The organism is Paraclostridium benzoelyticum (assembly GCF_001006285.1).
GTDB lineage: Bacteria > Bacillota > Clostridia > Peptostreptococcales > Peptostreptococcaceae > Paraclostridium > Paraclostridium benzoelyticum.
Window position 1 is genome coordinate 1 of record NZ_LBBT01000227.1, and the last position, 20,953, is coordinate 20,953.

The 20,953-nt window shown below is 26.5% G+C and carries 19 protein-coding genes and 1 riboswitch; of the genes, 1 reads left to right on the plus strand and 18 read right to left on the minus strand.

Annotated features, from left to right (window positions below; translation table 11 throughout):
- The 11 genes from VN21_RS11260 to VN21_RS11310 form a co-directional block, all read right to left on the minus strand.
- Window positions 1–764: EFR1 family ferrodoxin (locus VN21_RS11260; RefSeq protein WP_046823364.1), on the minus strand; the 764-nt coding region annotated here is incomplete at its 3' end.
- Between the two features lie 23 nt (window positions 765–787).
- Complete coding sequence (locus VN21_RS11265) at window positions 788–1,222, minus strand: MarR family winged helix-turn-helix transcriptional regulator (RefSeq protein WP_046823365.1); 435 nt, start codon at window positions 1,220–1,222, stop codon at window positions 788–790.
- A gap of 328 nt (window positions 1,223–1,550) precedes the next feature.
- The gene (locus VN21_RS11270) at window positions 1,551–3,893 is read right to left on the minus strand and encodes an immune inhibitor A domain-containing protein (RefSeq protein ID WP_046823366.1); all 2,343 of its coding nucleotides are present in this window, start codon (window positions 3,891–3,893) and stop codon (window positions 1,551–1,553) included.
- Between the two features lie 131 nt (window positions 3,894–4,024).
- Window positions 4,025–5,698 (minus strand): MutS-related protein, encoded by a 1,674-nt coding sequence (locus tag VN21_RS11275; protein ID WP_046823367.1) that lies wholly within the window; start codon window positions 5,696–5,698, stop codon window positions 4,025–4,027.
- Window positions 5,699–5,788: 90 nt separating this feature from the next.
- Entirely contained in the window at window positions 5,789–7,162 is a 1,374-nt protein-coding gene (locus VN21_RS11280) for a HAMP domain-containing sensor histidine kinase (protein WP_046823368.1), read from the minus strand.
- A gap of 84 nt (window positions 7,163–7,246) precedes the next feature.
- Window positions 7,247–7,939 (minus strand): response regulator transcription factor, encoded by a 693-nt coding sequence (locus VN21_RS11285; protein WP_046823369.1) that lies wholly within the window; start codon window positions 7,937–7,939, stop codon window positions 7,247–7,249.
- Window positions 7,940–7,995: 56 nt separating this feature from the next.
- Entirely contained in the window at window positions 7,996–8,706 is a 711-nt protein-coding gene (locus VN21_RS11290) for an ABC transporter permease (RefSeq protein ID WP_046823370.1), read from the minus strand.
- A gap of 2 nt (window positions 8,707–8,708) precedes the next feature.
- Window positions 8,709–9,617, minus strand: a complete 909-nt coding sequence (locus VN21_RS11295; RefSeq protein WP_046823371.1) for an ABC transporter ATP-binding protein — start codon at window positions 9,615–9,617, stop codon at window positions 8,709–8,711.
- A gap of 124 nt (window positions 9,618–9,741) precedes the next feature.
- Entirely contained in the window at window positions 9,742–10,980 is a 1,239-nt protein-coding gene (locus VN21_RS11300) for an MFS transporter (protein ID WP_046823372.1), read from the minus strand.
- Window positions 10,981–11,123: 143 nt separating this feature from the next.
- Complete coding sequence (locus tag VN21_RS11305) at window positions 11,124–12,491, minus strand: GTP pyrophosphokinase (RefSeq protein ID WP_046823373.1); 1,368 nt, start codon at window positions 12,489–12,491, stop codon at window positions 11,124–11,126.
- A 91-nt stretch (window positions 12,492–12,582) separates the two neighbouring features.
- Window positions 12,583–13,911 carry an MATE family efflux transporter gene (locus VN21_RS11310; protein WP_046823374.1) on the minus strand — a complete coding sequence of 443 codons (1,329 nt, stop codon included), beginning with the start codon at window positions 13,909–13,911 and terminating at the stop codon, window positions 12,583–12,585.
- A 113-nt stretch (window positions 13,912–14,024) separates the two neighbouring features.
- Here VN21_RS11310 and VN21_RS11315 point away from each other — a divergent pair, with 113 nt between their 5' ends.
- A complete protein-coding gene (locus VN21_RS11315) occupies window positions 14,025–14,834 on the plus strand; it encodes a MerR family transcriptional regulator (RefSeq protein ID WP_046823375.1) in 810 nt (269 codons plus the stop codon).
- 27 nt (window positions 14,835–14,861) lie between these two features.
- On the opposite strand, the gene VN21_RS11320 is transcribed toward VN21_RS11315, so the two are convergent.
- From VN21_RS11320 to VN21_RS11350, 7 genes are all read right to left on the minus strand, one after another.
- Window positions 14,862–15,650, minus strand: a complete 789-nt coding sequence (locus VN21_RS11320) for an ABC transporter ATP-binding protein (RefSeq protein WP_332840875.1) — start codon at window positions 15,648–15,650, stop codon at window positions 14,862–14,864.
- A complete protein-coding gene (locus tag VN21_RS11325; protein WP_046823376.1) occupies window positions 15,622–16,653 on the minus strand; it encodes a FecCD family ABC transporter permease in 1,032 nt (343 codons plus the stop codon). The genes VN21_RS11320 and VN21_RS11325 overlap by 29 nt, the downstream gene beginning before the upstream one ends.
- Window positions 16,631–17,548 (minus strand): ABC transporter substrate-binding protein, encoded by a 918-nt coding sequence (locus VN21_RS11330; RefSeq protein ID WP_332840876.1) that lies wholly within the window; start codon window positions 17,546–17,548, stop codon window positions 16,631–16,633. The genes VN21_RS11325 and VN21_RS11330 overlap by 23 nt, the downstream gene beginning before the upstream one ends.
- Window positions 17,549–17,559: 11 nt before the next feature.
- Window positions 17,560–18,069 (minus strand): ATP:cob(I)alamin adenosyltransferase, encoded by a 510-nt coding sequence (locus VN21_RS11335; protein ID WP_046823378.1) that lies wholly within the window; start codon window positions 18,067–18,069, stop codon window positions 17,560–17,562.
- A 245-nt stretch (window positions 18,070–18,314) separates the two neighbouring features.
- A riboswitch (cobalamin riboswitch) is annotated at window positions 18,315–18,487 on the minus strand.
- Between the two features lie 73 nt (window positions 18,488–18,560).
- On the minus strand, window positions 18,561–19,283 hold the full coding sequence (locus VN21_RS17905; protein ID WP_052952049.1) for a hypothetical protein: 723 nt from the start codon (window positions 19,281–19,283) through the stop codon (window positions 18,561–18,563).
- Entirely contained in the window at window positions 19,283–19,957 is a 675-nt protein-coding gene (locus VN21_RS11345) for a hypothetical protein (protein WP_046823379.1), read from the minus strand. The genes VN21_RS17905 and VN21_RS11345 overlap by 1 nt, the downstream gene beginning before the upstream one ends.
- 282 nt (window positions 19,958–20,239) lie before the next feature.
- Window positions 20,240–20,911: a PspA/IM30 family protein gene (locus tag VN21_RS11350; RefSeq protein WP_046823380.1), complete on the minus strand. Its 672-nt coding sequence runs from the start codon at window positions 20,909–20,911 to the stop codon at window positions 20,240–20,242.
- Between the last annotated feature and the right edge of the window lie 42 nt (window positions 20,912–20,953).

Genomic DNA, 20,953 nt, shown 5'->3' on the forward strand with positions numbered 1-20,953 from the left:
TTCATGTATTGATTTAAATTATATTGGTCGTACTTTTTATTATTATAACTTATTGAGTGTTTAGGACAGTTGTGTATACACCTCATACAAGCCATACAATCATATCCAAATTTCACTTTTTTATTTTTATCATAACTTATATTTGCTTTAGGGCAATTATTTATGCATTTACCACATTTTATACAACTATCATCTACTGAGAAGCTTTTACCTATAAATTTTGCTATTAAGTTGAATAACTTAGCAAAAAAATCTAGTTTTAATATACTATCTGTTGATTTATTTTTATGCTTATAATTATTGAATTTTATATTATTTAACAACTGGTCTAACTGATAGTTTGTTTGATTTAATATTTGATGAATCTCATCGTCTGTATTTTGAGGATATTTTCCAAAATAAAAATTTCTAGGCATTGTATAAGTTTCTTTACTAACAATGTTATATCCCTTTTTTTTCAATTTATTTTCTAATGAGTCCACTCCATGAGCATTAACTGTTCCTGCTGATGTGCAGTAAACTATGGCATTAGATTTATTTTTAGGTACATTTTTAACTACCCATTTTAAAAGTTTTTCAGGTACATTTGATGCATAATTTGGTCCTCCAATTATAAGCAAATCTACATCTGCATCAACTGTAGGGTTTTCATCTATACTATTAATTTTAACTATATGTTTTTCATTCTTTAGTTTTTTAGCTAAATACTCTCCTACATATTGTGTATTTCCTGTTCCTGAAAAATATAATATATTAATCTTCATATCTGCCTCCTAATATTTAAGTCCTATTTATTGCATAAGTTTTCTTTCATCTTTATCAATGTAGATAGAGTACAATCCAAAGAAGATGAATCTAATCCAGATATCATTTCATTATGAATTTTTCTCATAATTATTTCTAAATATAAAAATTCTTCAAAAGCTTTGTTTGTAAGTTCAATATTTTTTTTCCTTTGATCTTCTTTACTTTGATTTATAACTATAAATCCACCTTCTTTTAATTTATTCAAATTTCTACTTGTATTAGCTTTGTTGATTCCCATGAACCTCGCTAGCTCTTCTTGATTAATTTCATCATTATCTTTTAGTCTAAATAACGTCATTAATGTTAATAACTGTCCTTGTCCTAAATTTCTATCTTTTAAAGATTCATCCATTCTTGATTTTAGTTCTTTTGATATAAAATATATTAAATCTCCAAGAGGTTCATATTTTTTCATTTCTACTCCTCCATATGCCAATGTATTTATTTTAAACTCATTATAATATATATTAGTTGCGCACGCAACGTTTTTTATAAAATCATTCATTTTTTTTATTTTTTTCTATGATTTTCACAGATGAGCTATAACGGAAGGTGATAATTCTGTTGAAAAAATAAAACTTCTTGCTTTATTTGCCCAAAATGTAGTAATTCAACTTTATAAATTTACCTTTATTTTTAAATTTTATCTATAAAAATATGCCCCCTCATAGAAACAGTTTTTATTATTTTAACTGTCTACTATAAAGGGAGCATATCAGTACTTGATATAAGGGGTATTTATTTTATTTTTTACTTATATTAATTTTAGCACTACTATTATCTTTTGCTTGATGTAATATTTTTATCTCCATTCCTAACTTCGGAACCTTAACACCTAATTCTGGAGCTGCTTGATTAGTAAAATCTTTATTATCGCTAAACTTAGGATTTGAAGATGAATATTTGTCTATAGCTACTCTTCCATATGATGCTCCTGCATCTATAGAAAATTTACTCCCTTTTTTAGAACTAAATGCTGCATCATGCATTTGATATTTATTACTAGCTATTGATGATTCAGTTTCTTTATCATAAAAATGCCAAGGTATATTTGTTTGATCTGCATCTACAACTGATAAATATCCACCTCCAGGATGTACTCCAGTCCAGTTTTCAGTATAATATTCATTTACATACCATACAACCATACCTGGGTCATATCCATATATCTGCCCAAATGAGTTTATTCCAGCTAAACCTTTATCTACGCCTTCATGATTTCTCCATTCTATTAAGTAATAGTTTTTAGAATAAATCTTACCTTTATCAATGTTAAATCCATTCAGTTCGAATTTAGATACTTCTTCTGCATTATCAAAGAATAATTCATTGTTATCATCAAATATTCTTATATCATCTACATAAAATCCACTTCCAAAAGTATATTTGTCTGTATGATATTCAAATTTTATTTCTACATCTTTCCCTTTGTAATGGCTTAAATCAAATATAGCATCTACCCATCCATCAGATTTCCCTGTTATTCCATTTGGAATGACTATCTCCGCTCCTGGATCATGGTCTTTAGTAGTTATGTTACCTTGTATATAATTCCAATCTTGACTGCCCTTTTCTCTAACCTGTATACTTGCAAAATCCCATCCTTTTTCTATATCGTATAAAGTTTTAAATTTTAACTGTGGGTTATTAGTATTATTTAAATTAATTTCTGCTGTCATTGAGCTTTTCAATGACTCTCCATCTTTTCCTTTTCCACCCCAATACACATTTTCACCACTACATGGTTTAACTATTTCTGTTTCTAAATCAGGTAAATTTACTTTTACTGTTTGACCAGTTTCACTTGCTTGCTTCAAATCCAATGTTAAACCTTTTTGTGTTAAGTCTTTATAATCTATCTCTGTTGATTTTTGCCAATTTCCACCGTATTTAATTTGCATAAGTTGTTTGCTATATGGACTTATCCCTGTAGGCTCCGTTCCTGGTACTTTTCCTGCCCAACTTCCAGATGACATCAAAGACCAATTTGATATAGGTTCACTATAACTACTCGAATACTGAGTGTCATACTCATCTGGCATACCTAAGTCATGCCCAAACTCATGAGAAAATACTCCACCAGCTCCATCTTCTGGATTTATAGTATAGTCATACGCTAGAAATTTTCCTGTTGAACTATTTTCACTTTGTGTTCCTTCTATTTGATAAATTCCTCCTAAATTCCATCTATGGGACCATATTGCATCACTTCCAAGACTTCCTCCTCCAGCTTCTTGCCCCATACCTGCATGTATAAACATCAAATAATCAATCATTCCATCTGGTTCATTGTAGTTACCATCTCCGTCTAAATCATATCTATCTATTTTATCAAAATCACTTAAATTTATGTTTTTATCTTTACCTAACTCTATTAATCCATCTTTTATTAATTGTCTTGCATTTATGTCATTATTAGAACCTTCCTGAGCTCCATAAGATGCTGCACTTCCTGGTACAGTATACCAATCCGTTACTTCTCCATTTATTTTTAAAGTCCCCCCTGATTGTTGCTCATAATATTGCTTCATTGACACTAAATTTTCACCATTAGGTCCTTTATATCCATTTTCGCCAAACAACATATCTTCAAAATGATCTCTTCCATAGTTTTCATAATACATATTTGATTCATCTGGCTTTATCTCACTATGTTTATAATCATCGAATTCAACCAAAACAGTCAAAACATTTACCTCTGTAACTTCATTACTATTCTTTACCTGGTACTGATTTTGGCTATGTTTTTTTATATTCTTTTTTTCTTTTAATTTAAATTCATTTTCTTGTTTAGTTATATGTTGAATTTTATTATTTTTTGCTAATTCATTCATGTAGGTTCTAAAAGCTCTATTTGATTCTTCAAAGCTTGCACTTTTATCTATTTTACATTCTTCTTTTAACATTTCTATTATTTTTTCTTCATTAGCTATAGATAAATCTACCGGTCCTCCGTTATTATCATTAATACTTCTATGTGACATGTGTATATTTTGTTTTTCATTATTTAATGCATTTACTGAAGTCAATGAACCTGCTAATAACCCTAATGTCATAACTAAAGATATTACCCTCTTTGAGTGCATAAAATTCCCCCTAAATATTATTTTCTACATACTATGGAATATAACGTCCCAATTCTAATATATAATTTAATTTTTATATAAATTTAATCTGTTGTATAAAAAAAACACCTTATTATTTAATAAGGTGTTTGCTATTTCCATTTACCAGTATCCAAGAATTTTTTAGCTCTATAATTAGCGTTTTCTACTAAATTTTTATCGTAACCCATAAATTCTAATAACTTTATAGCATTTCTAGTTCGTGTCCTTCCACCATGAAGCTTATAATCAAATTTTATATCATTATCAGTTATAGACTCTTCAAAATGATAGTTTTCAAATATATCATCAAGCATATATGTAAGTTCTACATCATGTGTAGCCGCAAAACATAATGCATTTTCATTGCCTATGTTTTTTAAAACCTCACAAGAAGACGCTATTCTTTCAACTGTATTTGTCCCCCTTAAAATCTCATCTACAAAGCATAAGCATGGAATACTATTATGTACTTGATCTAATATCCTCTTAAGAGATTTAATTTCCACTATATAATAACTTTCACTACTGTGTATATCATCTTTTAATGCCATAGAAGTATATATATTAAAATATGAAGATTTATATTCTTTAGCAAAACAAGTATATATAGTTTGTGCCATTATAGCATTTATTGCTATAGTTTTTATAAATGTAGATTTTCCAGAGGCGTTAGATCCAGTGATTAGTACCCCTTTTGAAAAATTACCATTGTTCAAAACTGGATTTTTTACAAGTGGATGATATATATCTTTAAACTCTATAGTATTATCTTCTTTTTTTTCTGAAATTTTTAAATACGGTTTTGTATAGAAATCTAAACTCTCCCTAAATGAAGCTATAGCAATCAATGCATCTATAGTTCCTATATATTCATATACATGTTTTAATTCCTCTTTATTTTTTATTATTGTATTTTTAACTTTTTCATAAGTTATTAATTCCCTTAAAAATACTAAATTTGCGTATTCTGTAAATATATCCATATCACTCATTATACTTTTTTCTTGAATTCCTACACGTTTTCTTTTAATATTTTTTAATTTCTTTAAACTTGCGTCTATAGAATTTATGTTTTCATCTATTTCATAAATATTTTTTTCTTTTATCTTATTTGCTGCATTAATCAATTTTATCATATACTTAAATCCGTCTGCATCGTAGTTTTTAACCTTATTTTTTTGACTTATAAATACATTTAAAACTACAAAGCCTACAGTTAGTATTATACATATTGGATTTAAAAATAATAGTAATAAACTAATTGCTGGTAACCATGCTAATAATCTAAATTTTAGTAGTTTGCTTTTACTATTATCTTCTTTATTAAATAAGCAATTTGTTATGTAAACTTCATTGCTTTTTCCTAGCTTTCCTAAAATAAACTGTATCTCGTATCTTTCTTTTCCATTATTCTTGAAATATTCTATAACTTTATCACGTTTTGTTAGAATTTTTTGATTGTATAATGGCGTTCTTAACATATCATATAATACTTCTTGTCCAGCTGTAGATTGTGTATTATTTATTTTTTTAAAAACATCATCCATATTTAAATCATTCCAAGTTATATCATCAATTACGTTTTTTCCATTTTTGTTTCTAAAGTAACTGGATACATTTTTCATCTTTATCATAACTTCGTCTAAATTAATAGTTTTTCCATAGTTATTTATTATATTAAGTTTTATATATTTTATTTTTTTTCTATTTTCAACAATCGAAAAAGTTATTCCAACCAACAATATAACTACTAAACCTACCAATACTTTCCAAATTTCTATCATTTAACTCTCCTTTTTTAATACTGATTTAATTATATTATATATTAGTACGTCACTAAAAAATAGAATATCTTGGTATATATAAATATATTTTTATATTCTATCTAACCTTATAGAAAACTTTGTTCCTATATCTTTCTCGCTATATAATTCTAATTCTCCATTATGAAGTTCAATAATTTTTTTAGTTATAGCAAGCCCCAATCCACTTCCTCCATCTGTTTTACGCGCTTTATCAGCTCTTACAAATTCTTCAAATATATTTTCTATGACATCTTCTGAAATTCCATATCCATTGTCCACTATAATTATATCTACATATTTATCACTGTTTATTAAATCTATAGTGATAGTTGTTCCACACTCATTATATTTTATTGCATTTATAATTATATTTCCTAAAGCTCTTTCCAATGCTTTAGTATCTATAATAGAATATATACTTTCTTCAGGTATATTTACTTCAATTAAAAAACCTTGTTCTTCTATGTCTATATAATATAAAGCTATCAATTCTCTTAAAAATTCACTTATATCATGTTTTTCTAAATTTAGCTTATAACCTGGGCTATCTAATTTTGAAAAAATAAACAATTCATCAACTAAATAATTAATTCTTTTAGTCTTATTGTAAATATAATCTAGATATATATTTTTCTCATCTTCATTTATTACCAATCCTTCTGATATTGCCTTAGAGTATCCTAATATTGAAGTTATAGGTGTTTTTAAATCATGAGATATATCCCTTATAATTTTCTTTTTACTGTCTTCAGCTATTTTCCTTTCTATCTCAGATTTTTCAAGCTTATCAACAGTGCTATTAAATGATTCTTTTATTTTATTAAATTCTCTATATGAATTAAACTTGACGCTTACATTTGAATATCCTTCACTCATTTTTTTTATTTCATTTTCCAAAATTTTAAGTGGTCTAGATATTTTTTTTATTGATATTATAGATAATACTACAAACATTAAAAATACTATAAGTATTGTTAAAAACAAACTTAAAAAAATATATATTTTAGCTTTATTACTTCCATACATTTCATGTAAAAGCTTATAACTATAATCTGGTATCTTTACAACATATAATTTATCGTCTTGCTTATATGCTCTTGCTTCATACTTATAGTTTATATTTTTTTTGTTTATAGAATCTTCAATTGAATAAAACTCCGTTTTATCTTTTTTTACCCCTATTACATTTACTACTTTCCCATTTTTAACTTCTTCTATCCATCCCCCCTCATTCAATACCTTTTTAATATTTATATCATTGTAATTTTCCTTAAATAAATAGTCTATATTACTTTTTTTAGTTTCTAAATCTTTACTATTTGCAACAGTGCTTATTCCAAATAAAAGCAAGTAAAGAAATATTATTATACCAATTATAAATATAAAGGTTGCTAATATTGAATTTACTATAAATATAGTATATAAACTTTTTCCTTTTCTCAAAACAATATTTCCTTTCAAATTTTTTAATTATTATTACTAAGGTTTCAATTCTAATTCCATATTTTCAGTTAATATTTTTAATGTTTATTTACTTTCAAATTTATATCCTATCCCTCTTATAGTTTTTATATATTTAGGTTCTTTGCTACTATCTTCAATTTTATCCCTTATCTTACTTATTTGAACCATTATAGCATTATCCTCAGCTATGTAAACTTCGTCCCACACAGATTCAAATAAATTTTTTTTTGTAAAAACTTTGCCTGGATTTTTCATGAATAATTCAACTATTTTTAATTCTGTTGATGTAAGTTGTATTTCTTTATCATGTTTTGTTAACTTGAAAGCTTCTAAATCTAATTTTAAATCTCCAATTTCGATTACTTTTTTATCAATTTCATGTGCATTCGAATATCCATAAACTCTTCTTATTTGTGCATTAACTCTAGCTAATAATTCTAAAGGATCAAATGGTTTTGTAACATAATCGTCCGCTCCCATATCTAAAGCTAATATTTTATCGTATCCTTCAACTTTTGCTGAAATAACTATTATTGGTATATTTAACTTAGTTCTTATATTTTGAATTAGTGAATATCCATTTAAATTCGGCATCATTATATCCACTATAGCTAAGTTGATATCATTTTCATCTATAATATTAATAGCTTCAATGCCATCATAAGCCTTAAATATTTTGTAATCATTATTTCTAAAATAAAGTTCTATTAATTCTACTATTTCTTTTTCATCATCCACAACTAAAATATTATACATTAAGACCTCCTGAAATATATAAGTCATGACACTATATTTTTTAATTTATATATAGATTATCTTATCTCCTTGTTTTTGAAAATATAACTTGAAATTATCATGCCTAATACAAAGTAAACTAAACTTATTATAATATTATTAACAATATTACTATTCATATCTATAATATTTTTTAATATATAAGTTATGCTGTATGGTTTCAATTGACTAAAGTACGAACATAATATATCAAATCCAATTATTATAAAAATGCCAAATGATATAGTGTGTCTTGAACTATTGATTAAAAGAGCTGGTATAAATAAAATTGAAATTAATCCTATTATAGGTATTAATGTAACTGAATATTTATAAATTATATCTATAATCATATCTAATTCTGGAACTTGGGTTAGTAAAGAAGCAGTTATAAAACTTATTATTATTTGAATTATTATAGTAATCAACACGTTTATACATATAAAAATTAGTTTACTTATTAGAACTTCATTTCTACTTATAGGATTTATAAGATATATTTTCATTCCACCATTGTTAAACTCTTCAGTTATAATTTTAGAAATTAAAATTGTAATAAATGGAGGTATTATGCTTATTGTAGATTTAAAAAACATTAACATTATTTCTGATTCATTTAAAAATATATCCTTAGATATTTTTGTAATTGCAAAATAAGTAATTGCTGTTGATGCTAGTATTAAAATGTTAGCCAATATCAACGACCATTTTTTATTAGTTATAAATTCATTTTTTATTATACTGCTCATTGTTAATTCCCTCCTGTCACTTCTATAAATATATCCTCTAAAGACTTATTGCTTACTGATACTTCATATATAGGTATGTTTTTGTTTACAAGTTCTTTTATTACTAATGCTATACTAGACTCATTCGCCTGAACAATTATTCCATTTTTTTCTATTTTATTTACTTTCACATATTTTTTTTCATTTAAAACTTTAGCTGCTTCTCCTATACCTGTAGTTTTTATGAAAAATAAATCTTTTTTAGTAGTTATACTTTTTATATCAGACTCTAAAATCTGCTTTCCATTTTTTATAATTATGACTTTATTACAAATCATCTCTATTTCATGTAGAACATGTGAAGATATTATAATAGTTTTTTTATGCTTAATCGCCAACTCATTTATTAATTTTCTCATTTCTATAACACCTTTTGGATCCAATCCATTTGTAGGCTCATCTAATAATATTATTTTAGGATTTTTTATAAGTGCCATAGCAATACCTAGCCTTTGTTTCATTCCTAAAGAATAATTTTTAACTTTTTCATTATCTCTGCCTTTAAGACCTACTATTTCTAATACTTCATAAATTTCGTAGCTACCAGAGTATGTATCACTAAAGTTTTTTACTATTTTTAAATTTTCATATGCAGTTAAATCAAGGTATATTGCTGGGCTTTCTATGATAGCAGCTACATTTTTTATAGCATCTTTAAACTTTTTATCTATATCATATCCATCAATATAAACTTTTCCTCCATCTTTTTTAATTAAATTTAATATCATCTTCATTGTAGTGCTTTTACCTGCTCCATTTGGACCTAAAAATCCAAATATATCACCTTGATTTACAGTAAAGCTTAAGTTGTCTACAACTACCTTATCACCTCTTTTTTTAGTCAGGTTTTCAACTTTTAAAATTTCATTCATATTTATCACCTCTTTATTTAATTTGATAATATAATCTTAAGCTTGTAACCTTTCTAAAATCTTTCTACATTATTTAATATTTTTAAATTTTTAAAATTTAAAAAAACTAGCTTTCCAGCTAGTTTTATTTATTACTTGTAATATTTAAGCATTGTATATTCTTTTTTGTTTTAAGTTCATTCTTATATATATAGCTAAATAAAATGACTGCTATTATATAAAATACAACTGTAAAATAATAAGGAATCGTGTAAGAAATAGTTTCCATCAGAAAACCACCAATTGCAATTCCTATAGCTCTACTAATATTACTAGATAACGCTATTAAACTACTCATATTGGTTCTTTCACTTTCATGCACAATTTCCATAGATAAATTTTGAATAAGTGGCATAGCCATATTCATAAGTCCATTTCTCATAAAAAATGCAATAGTTATAATAAATATTCCTTGTGGAAAAGCAATTGATAGTAAAAATGGAATAGATAATAATTGACAGATTATAACTGATTTTACTTTTCCAAACTTATTTGACATAAACGGTATAATCATTCCCCCTATTATACACCCAAATTGTGATATTGAAAGTATAGTACCAACAATATTATCTGATATATCCATAGAATATTTTAAGTATACGCTGAAAAATGGTACAATTATTCCAGCCCCTATTCCTATTAGGAATTGATAAACCATGAAACTTACAACTTTTTTATTTAATATTGATGCATATCCTTTTAAACAATCTTTTAAGTTTCTATGTTTTTCATATTCAGGTTCTTTCATGAAAAATATAGGGATCAATGCCAAAATAACCAATATAGACGTTATTATAAATATATACTTTATAGAATCACTTGATGTAAAATAATTATCTAGATAAGATGACATAATTCCTCCTAAAAAAGAAGCTCCCATCATGCCTATATTGGACATTATAAAATTTGTACTAAAAACTGATACTCGTTCTTCTTCAGATGTATTTTCAAGTATATACATGCCTTCTGAAGTAGTTTTTATACTCATCCCAAAACCATTTATAATTGCCATAATTAATATTAAGTTCGAATCATTAAAAAAAACTATAAAAATAGAACCTATTGCTATACATATAAAACCTAAATTAAAACTTTTTTTCCTCCCTATTCTTTCAATTAAGTACGCACTAAAAATAGAACCTATCGCTATAGAAAACGTATTAATTGAAAGTACGCTTCCTACAAACTGTTCTTTATAACCAATTTCTTTTAAATATATACCCACAAACATATTAAAAATTCCCATAGCAAAAGAAGCTATAAGATTTATAGTAAGAAATAATTTTATATTCTTACTTAGCTTTATCTTACAACTATTTTTCATTATATCCCCTCTTCTCATAACCTTATTGTCTTTTCACTATAAGTGTATTTCTTTTTTAAATTTTTTTCAATATTCTTTCAATAGTTTATTATAATAAAACGACTTGGTCTAATTATGTAGTTAAACCAAGCCGTTTTATTGTTTTAATCTCGTATTACATCTTTTATCTTTTTATTTAAAATTTCCCTATACTTACCACTCTTATATTTATACTCTTTAAATGAATCTACATTTCTACATATATCATTTATTACTTTTTTAGTTATATTATTTATACTATCTAAATTTTCCTCATATAAAATTTCTATAGAATCTATTTCTATTAAAGTTTCTACAACTTCCATATATATATCTTTTAATACGTGTTTACTGTCACTTTCAAAAGCTAATTCTAATTTTGCTTGATATTTTATAGGAACTACCTTTTCTTTTATAAATAAAATAAAGTTTTCAAAATCCTTTTTATTGTTAAGAGGCTCAACTTCAAATAAAATTCTAAAGAATAAATTCCATATAAATTCGCAATTTAATTTTGATATAATGAAGTTTCCTAGTCTTTCACAGAACTCATCCTCAAACTCTGGTAGCTTTCCAAATCTAATTCTTGAATTGAAGTCTATATCTTTTTTAGAAATTTCATTTATCCTTTTAAGTCCTTTTATTGTAGTATCTTCACTTATATCCATTCCATCTTTTTCTTTATTAAAAGAATAATTGATTATTGTTTCACATGGCTTTTTAAAATCTACTATAAAACCTATGTCAGCTTCCATTTTTTCTGCAAATGTATCGTAAGCAATCTTCGCTAAAAACTTTTCCATAGACTTTCTTTTGCTATCTTTGTCTTTATTATTTCCGCTGAAGTTTTTATAAACAGATAATAATTGGTTATCTATAAGTGTTAAATTTGTCTTTATAGATGCAAATACATCACTTAAAAACTTATCCATCATAACATATGCATTATTCTTATAAATAACATTATGCTCTATTTCACTCCAAAAAATATTAACCATAGATTTTATCTGGATTTCAAAATTTATTTTATTATCTCCATATAAAAACAATCCATCTATTCTGTATATTTCAAACCCATTTTTTTGCTTTCTTGGTTGGTCTTTGTCTAATCTAATTCTTATATTTTCATTTTCTTCGTTATAGTAATATATATGATCTTCAGTTATATTGAAATATGATTTTAAAAGTTTATATATATTTCTTTCTTCTTCTATGAACCTACACTCTAATCTTACTCCAATTAAATCTGATAAATTATGTATTAACATTTTAGGTGTTTTATATTTATTTAAATATTTATTTCTTATAATTTTCTCTCTTAAACTATATTCACTCTTTACTCTTGAATTCACATTTAAATATTCTTGTTCGTTAATATTTAATATGCCTTCAAAATATTTTACTAGTTCTTCTGATAACATGTTAAGCGTCGGTGTTATATCATTTAACAATTCTACTGCTTCATCAATGTATTCAAATTCTCTCAAACTCATAATAAGTTCTCCTTGGCGTCTTTTTTATATAACTAAATTTTACACAAAAACTCAAATTTAAGCAAATAACGAAATTGTAATTTTATTTTAGTTATTGATTTCTATACGCCCTAGTGCCTTTTCTAAAGTAAAAAGTAATAGAGAAAAATATAGTTAATAACTCAGCAATAGGTATTGCTAACCATATCCCATTTAACCCTATAAATTTAGGTAATATAGTAATTGTCACCACTACAAATACTAATGATCTAAGCACAGATATTATTGCTGATATCTGACCATCACCTATAGCAGTAAAGTAACCTGACATAAAAATATTTGTTCCTATTATTAAAAATCCATATGAAAATAATTTTATACCTGATGTAGCAATAGTATAAACTTCTAAATCATTAGTAAATATAGATATTATATACTTACCTCCAATTATAGAAATTAAAAATATAACTATAGAACTCCATCCAATGGTTACAAAACTATGTTTTAAACTTTCTTTTATTTTTTCTTTATTTTCAGCTCCAAAATTATAACTAATCATAGGTCCTATACCAACTGCAATTCCAAAATATACAGCTATAAAAAAGTAATAGATATATATTATTATCGACATTGCAGCAACCCCATTTTCTCCACTAAAAGTTAATATATTTTTGTTAAATAAAAAAGTAGTTATTCCTGTTGATAATTCTGTAAACATTTCTGAACTACCATTGTAACAAGAATTAAATAATTCTTTAAAATTAACTTTTGGTTTTGTAAATTCTAAATTTGAATTTTCACCTTTGAAATATAATATTCCTATTATTCCTGAAATAGTTATAGCAATATATGTTCCTAATCCAGCACCTAAAATTCCCATATCAAAAACTACTATAAATAAAAAATCAAAAACTATGTTTAAAACTAATCCTAGTGAAGACATTAAAAGAGATACTTTAGGGCTACCATCTACCCTAGCATAGTATTCAAAGTATAACTTTAACATCATCGGAATAGTCATAAGTACAGTTACAACCCCATATGATTTTGCATATGGATATAATATATCAGTTGTTCCTAAGAATCTAAGTATAGGATCTAAAAATATTACTCCCAAAATAGTAAGTACTACTCCTATAGAAATTAAAACTACTGTTACAAATGAAAATAACTCATTAGCTCCTTTTATGTTTTTTTCCCCAAGCTTTATACCAACTAAAGCTCCAGATCCCGTAGCTAGCATAACTGCAATACCAAATACTACACAAGTTATAGGTATTATAATATTTATTGATGCCAGTGCATCTGAGTTTACATATCTCGATACGAAAAATCCATCTATAGTAGTATAAAATGATAGAAATATCATTGTTATGATAGATGGAAATACATATCTTAAAAACTCCTTGTAATTTTGTTTTTTCATAAATACTTCTTCCATTTTTTCACCTCTAAATTTTTAAATAATTGATATTACTTGACATTATTAATTGTGAAGGATATAGTAACTATATTGTCAATGAAATTTTTAAAATAAAATTTGAGGTGATATGTTTGAACTTTACTGTAGGTGAATTAGCAAAGTTAAATGGAATGAGCAAACAAACACTAATATATTATGATAATATAGATTTATTTAAACCTAAAGTTGTTGATGAAAATAACGGATATAGGTACTACACGTCTGACCAATTAGAAGTGTTGGATAGTATACTAGTTTTAAGGGAACTTGGAATTCCTATAAAAGAAATTAAAGATTTTTTAATTAAAAGAGATGATAACAAAGCATTAATTCTTCTAAAAGAACAAAAAATAAAGTTGCAATCTCAACTTAAAAATTTGAAAAAAAGTATAGCAAGACTTGAGAATAAAATAGAAACAATAGAAAGTTTAAATGAATATGATGATAAAGTCTACTTTCAAGAAGTAAAATCTGAATTTATTATTACACAAAAAGTAGAAAAACCTTTTCAACTTTTACAAACTGATATAGCATTTAAAAAACTTTTAACTATTGTTAATAAAAATAAATATCCATACAATTATCAAGTAGGTACAATAATATCTTTAGAAGATTTGCTTAGTAAAAACTATACTACTGCGCATTCTGTATTTTTCCCTCTACATAATAAATTAAGCGCTCCTAATGTTTTAAAAAAATCTGAAGGACTTTATGCTATAGCTCTTCATAAGGGAGAATACAAAGATATAGGAAAAACTTACGAAACACTAATAGATACTATAAATAAAAATGGTTATGAAATGATAGGACCTTCTTTTGAATATGGTATTTTAGATAGCTTAACATCTTATAGTTCAAAAGATTATATAACAAAAATATCTATACCAATAAAAAAGCTTTAGCAATTTATAAAAATTGCTAAAGCTTTTTTATTTCCATTTTTCCAAAACCTCTAACATAAATTCCTTTATGTCTATATTATAAACTTCCTTTAAATAATCTCCATTAAAAACTTCTCTTGAGCTTCCATAACAAACTATCTCCCCATGATTTAATAAGCAAACTGCATCACTAAAATAGTGAACTAAATTTAAATCATGTAAAACTCCAATAACAATTTTATTATTATTTTTTGCCCATATAGATAAATGTTCTAACAACTCAATTTGGTATTTTAAGTCTAGATGATTAGTAGGTTCATCTAATAATATAACTTCTGGATCTTGAGCAATTGTTCGTGCTAAAAATACTCTTTGTAACTGTCCTCCACTTAATTCATTTATGCTTTTATCTTTTATATCACTTAATCCTACCTTTTCAATACAATCTAATACTATTTTTTTATCTTCTTTACTTAAAGAATTAAATACTCCTGTTGAATGTGCATATCTTCCAAGTGCTACAGTTTCATATATTGTATACGGGAAATATATTTGAGTTATCTGGCTCATAAGTCCTACTTTTTTTGCTAGATTTTTTCTTGAAAAATTACAAACTTCCATACCATCTATAGTTATACTTCCTTTGTAATTTATTATATTAGCTATAGATTTCAAAAGCGTACTTTTCCCACATCCATTTGGACCTACTATACAAAGATTTTTTCCTCTTTCAACTTTAAAATTAACATTTTTTATAATATCAATATCTTCATAACCACAATAAAGTTTTTTTACTTCTAACATGTCATCACTTCTTTCCTTTGCTAAAATACACATATGCAAAGAATGGTGCCCCTATAATTGCTGTAATAGCTCCTACCGGAAGCTCTGCTGGAGATACAATAGTTCTGGCAATTAAGTCTGTTATTACCATAAGTGATCCTCCAAATACAAAAGACATAGGTATTACATATTTATGTTTTGATCCAAATACCCTTCTGACCATATGTGGCGCTATTAAATCTACAAAACCGATTGTTCCACTTAATGCTACTGCACTTCCAGTTAAAATGGCTGAGTGTATAAATAAATGTTTTTTAACTCTATTTGTATCTACACCTACTGCCTTTGCCTGTTCTTCTCCAAATGTTAATATATCCATTTCTTTTGTGTATCTTAAAACTCCAATAATACCTATAATTAAAAATGGAATTAAAACTCTCACATATGACCATCCCTTCATAGAGAAGCTACCCATTTGCCAAAGACTTATACTTTTTATATCTTCACTAAAAAGCGCTGTAAGTGTTGTAAGTAGTGCGTTTACAAAAAGTGAAAAAACCATACCTGCTAGTATAATTGTATTATTCGCCATAGTTTTATCTATTCTAGAAGAAAAAACTATCACTCCATATACAGTTATTAACCCAAATAAAAAACCTATTAATGGCAATGTCAATTGCCCGAGAAATGGTATAGATATTCCAAGAACGATAACTAATCCAGCTCCTAAAGAGGCTCCTGATGATACTCCTAGCGTGTACGGGGATGCCAATTCATTTTTAAGTATTGACTGGACTACCGATCCACTAACCGCCAAACATCCTCCAACCATAAAAGCTAATAATACTCTCGGTATCCTAAGGGCCCATATTATAGATATATCTTTTGGATCTATCCCTTCTCTTAATGGTAAATTTATAACCTTATTTAAAATTATATTCATAGTATCCAATATATGAATATTGGAACTTCCTATGGAAGTTCCAATACTAATTATAAAAAATACTAGCGGTATTGATAAAATCGCTAAAGTTTTATTTTTGTTTTGCGTACGCATCTGGATTTATATACTCTGCCATTTGTTTTAGCGCTTTTACTACATTTTGAGATGGTCTTGATGATGCGTTTGTATCAATTAAGTATACTTGTCCGTTTTTCACTGCATTTACATTTTTCCAACCTTCGCGTCCTTTTATATCTTTTACTGCATCTTGAACGTAATTTACATTAGTTAATATTACATCTGGATTTTTTTCTATAACTGATTCCTCACTAGGTGATATCCAAGCTTTTTGATCAGCGAATATATTTTCTCCACCTACTAACTCTATCATCTCATTTAAAAATGTTCCATTTCCAAAGCTATATAGATTTGGTGCTGGCCCAATTTCAAAGTAAACTTTCTTTTTATCCTTTATTGTTTTTCCTATTTTAGCTATTTCATTAACTTGAGATTTCATATTGTCTACAATCTCTTGTCCTTTTTCTTTCGTACCAGTTATATCAGCTATAAACATGATATCATCGTATATACCTTGTATACTATCACTACTTGGTATATATGCAACACTTATACCAGACTCTTTAGCTACTTTAAATGGATCTTCACTATTTCCAGTTTTATTGTGTCCTGATGCTATAATCATATCTGGCTCTAAAGATACTATAGCCTCTGCATCCGGATTTGCAAAATCTATTAATTTTATATCTTTAGGTAATCCAGGTATGTCAGCTGAATATTTATCAACAGCTACTAATTTATCTGCAAGTCCTAATTCAACTAACACTTCTGTATTAGATGGAGCTGTTGATATTATTCTTTCTAATTTTTTAGGAACTGTAAAATCATTTCCTTCTCTATCTTTTACTACTGTTTCTTTTTGACCGCATCCAGCGACTGCAAGCATAACCACTAAAATAGTAGTTATTAATGTTAAAATTCTTTTTTTCATTTTCATTCTCCTTACTTATAATTTTTACTTATAAATTCAGTTTCTTGTATTCCTTCATCTTTATTAAGCTTTATAGCTAGAACAAAAAAATACCCAGACAATAGATTCGCAAAATCAAATAATAATTCATCTACATCATTTCCATTTTCTTTATATCTATGTAATAATCTTACTAATGCTTTGCATTTTGTCCTTATAATATGTGCATAACTACCACAGACTCCGCCTTGAGGCAAAACAAACTTCTCAAAAATACCTTTTATTTCATCTTGATAGAATACGGTTCTAGATTCTAACCATTTTAACTCATCATTTGTTAAGCTTACAAATGTTCTAAGCGATGCATTCATGTGATATACAAGTTCATTTATCTTACTTAATTCTTTTTTTAAATTTTCATCTTGAACAAAAGCCCTTAATAGTCCTATTGTACTTGATATCTCATCTGTAAATATTTCATAATCGCATCTTAAATCATCTGATTTATCATATAAAAATGGATACGCTAAATATTTTGACATTTTTTCATTCCTTTCGTGTTGATTTTACATAACAATGATATAATTCTATTTTTTTTATCTAATTCCTTTTATTGAGATTTATTTGTAAAATAAATAATTTTCAATAAATTAATTATAAAAGCTTAATTAAAGTATACGTCTTATACAATTTTACACTCATAGTTTTTCAATTTAAAAAGACATACTCAGAGAGTATGCCTTAATCTATTCGTGTATAATCGCCTTTATCCAACCCTCAGAAGATAATTAGCCTTTAAGCATTGGCAGGTATCCCGGCTCAGCTTCATTCTACTCTCAATCCTTCCCAATTTCTCAGTGGATACTTAGATTTCGTCAGCTTTACGGTTACTGGGGTAGCTTAGAATTTTCATCTAATTCCCTATTAAGTCTATTGACACCTAATACTTACTATTTAATTGTTATATAATCCATTATACAACAATATAAAACAATGTTCATTATATATTTTCTAATTTGGTAAAATAAAATTTCTATCTATTTTTTCTACTTCTTATAAAGTCTATTATAATGTATAATACAATTAATACAGTTACAATCATAACTATATCCATTATCATAGGGCTAATTCCCATTCTATACCCCATATATCTAAATGGATTATATCCTCCAAAACCAAAAAAGCCTCGCCCATATGCTTGTGGTATATATGTTCTTCTACTAGAGCTACCTCCATAGTCATCATCATAATCATTCTTTTTATTTTTAGAATTTGTATTGTCATTAGCATTTGATTTTGAATTTGTATTTGGTTTAGTACTAAAACTTCCCGAATCAGGCTTTGTTGTGCTTGATTTTGGATTTGTCGTATTATTATTTGAATTATTTCCAGTACTTCCTTCATTTATTGTTGTATCAGGCTTTGGTTTAGTGCTAAAACTTCCTGAATCTGGTTTTGTTGTACTTGATTTTGGCTTTGTATAACTACTGCTTGGTTTGCTAGTGCTAGAACTTGGTTTAAAGCTACTTGAACTCGGCTTAAAGCTACTTGAGCTCGATTTAAAACTGCTACTTGATCGACTTGAACTATGTGAGCTATGTGAGGATCTTCCTTTCGCCACTTGGTATTCAACATTTGAAGTTTCATTTTTATTTGAAGTTGCATATGACTTTTCTATTGAAAAAGTAAATGCACAAGTTATAGCAAATATAAATACAGTTAAAAAAAGAGTTATATTCCTTTTTAATTTGTTCATTATACATTTAACCCCATTTCTATGAACTTATTATATAATCTATCTAAATTTGATGTATCTTCTCCATCTATTACTGAATCATAGCTTTCTTCCCCTTTAAACTTAAAATACTCTAATAGTTGTTGATTGTCTTTATCTTTACTATCTACCAAATATACATATCTACTTAATGATTGATCTTGTATTTCTATTAAGTATCCCTTAACATCAAACTTGAATTCTTCATCTCCATTATATAAAGTTACTATATCTGTAGATTTTGTAAATACAAATTTTTCCTTATCACAATCATACGTGTATTCTGATTCCCTACAGTTTATACATCTATTAAAATTACACTCCTTTACGCAATTAATACACTTACACGTTTTACATTTATCTAACTTATTTATAGACTCTCTTTTATCTCTAGTTAAGTAAGATTGTATTTCATCTTCTATATTATTTTTCTTTTTAAATAGTTTAGAAAATATATTCTTATCTTCATTTTTTTCTTCTTTTTCTAGATCATTTAAAAAAGCTATATACCCTGACAAATCATCTAACTTTCTTATAAAAACTCTTTTTCTTAATTCTTCACTACTTAACATTTGCTTTAAATCATTTGCTGCAAATACTAAATCCGTGTACATTTTATCGTATTTTTTCTTTTCATTTAAAATTCTTTCGTCCATACTATACCTCCTAAAAAAACTTAACAAATTAAATAATAAAAATTCCCTTCGCCTGAGCGACTGCGTCTGCGAACCACTTCATGTCGTCAACGTCCACTCGGTAAACTCGTGTCCCGTTACTCAGACGACTTCGTCCGTTGCTCAAAATATCATTTTTTACTTTCACCAAAACATTTATATCACTATATTATATAAGTTATCCACAAATATTAGCTAAATATAATTTCTTTAAGCGTAAAAATAAGGTAGATAGCTTTTAACCATCTACCTTTAGTAGTATATCTATTTATTCATTTCTCTTTTTATTCTTTCTAGCTCATCTTCAACTTTAGAATCAACCACTGGTGAATCATTTATATATTCATCAAGCATATCATCTTCACTCTTTGTTTTCATAGTCTCTAGTGCTTTACCATAACTTTCTTTTTCTTGAACTTTCTTTTCAAGTTCATCTAAATTTATACCATGATCATCACTTAATCCTGATAAAGTTTCATTAATCTCATTGTTTATTTCTGCTACATCAAGTCTAGTAGCTAATTCTTGTTTTTTAGATTTCATTTTAGATATTTCAAGCTCTAGTTCTTCAATTTTAAATTTGATTTCTTGTATTTTTTTATCTTGACCTTCTATTCTAACTATAGTTTTATTTAATTTATCTTGCATTTCTAGTTTTTGTTTTACAAACCCTTGAGCTTTATCATTATCTTCTTTTAATAATGCAGCCTTTGTAGCTTGCTCGTATTTTTCTATTTTCTCTTCTAATGATTTTTTCTCATTTCTTATATTATCTACTGATGCTATAAAGTTTGCGCATTGTTTTTTTGCATCTTGAAGTAATTTTTCTTTTTTAGTTATTGATAAATCTAACATTTCTATTGGATCTTCATGCTTCTCAATAGCTTTGTTTGCCTTAGCTTCCACAACATTTTTTAATCTTTTAAAAAATCCCATTTAGATAATCATCTCCATTCATATTTTTATATATTTAAACTT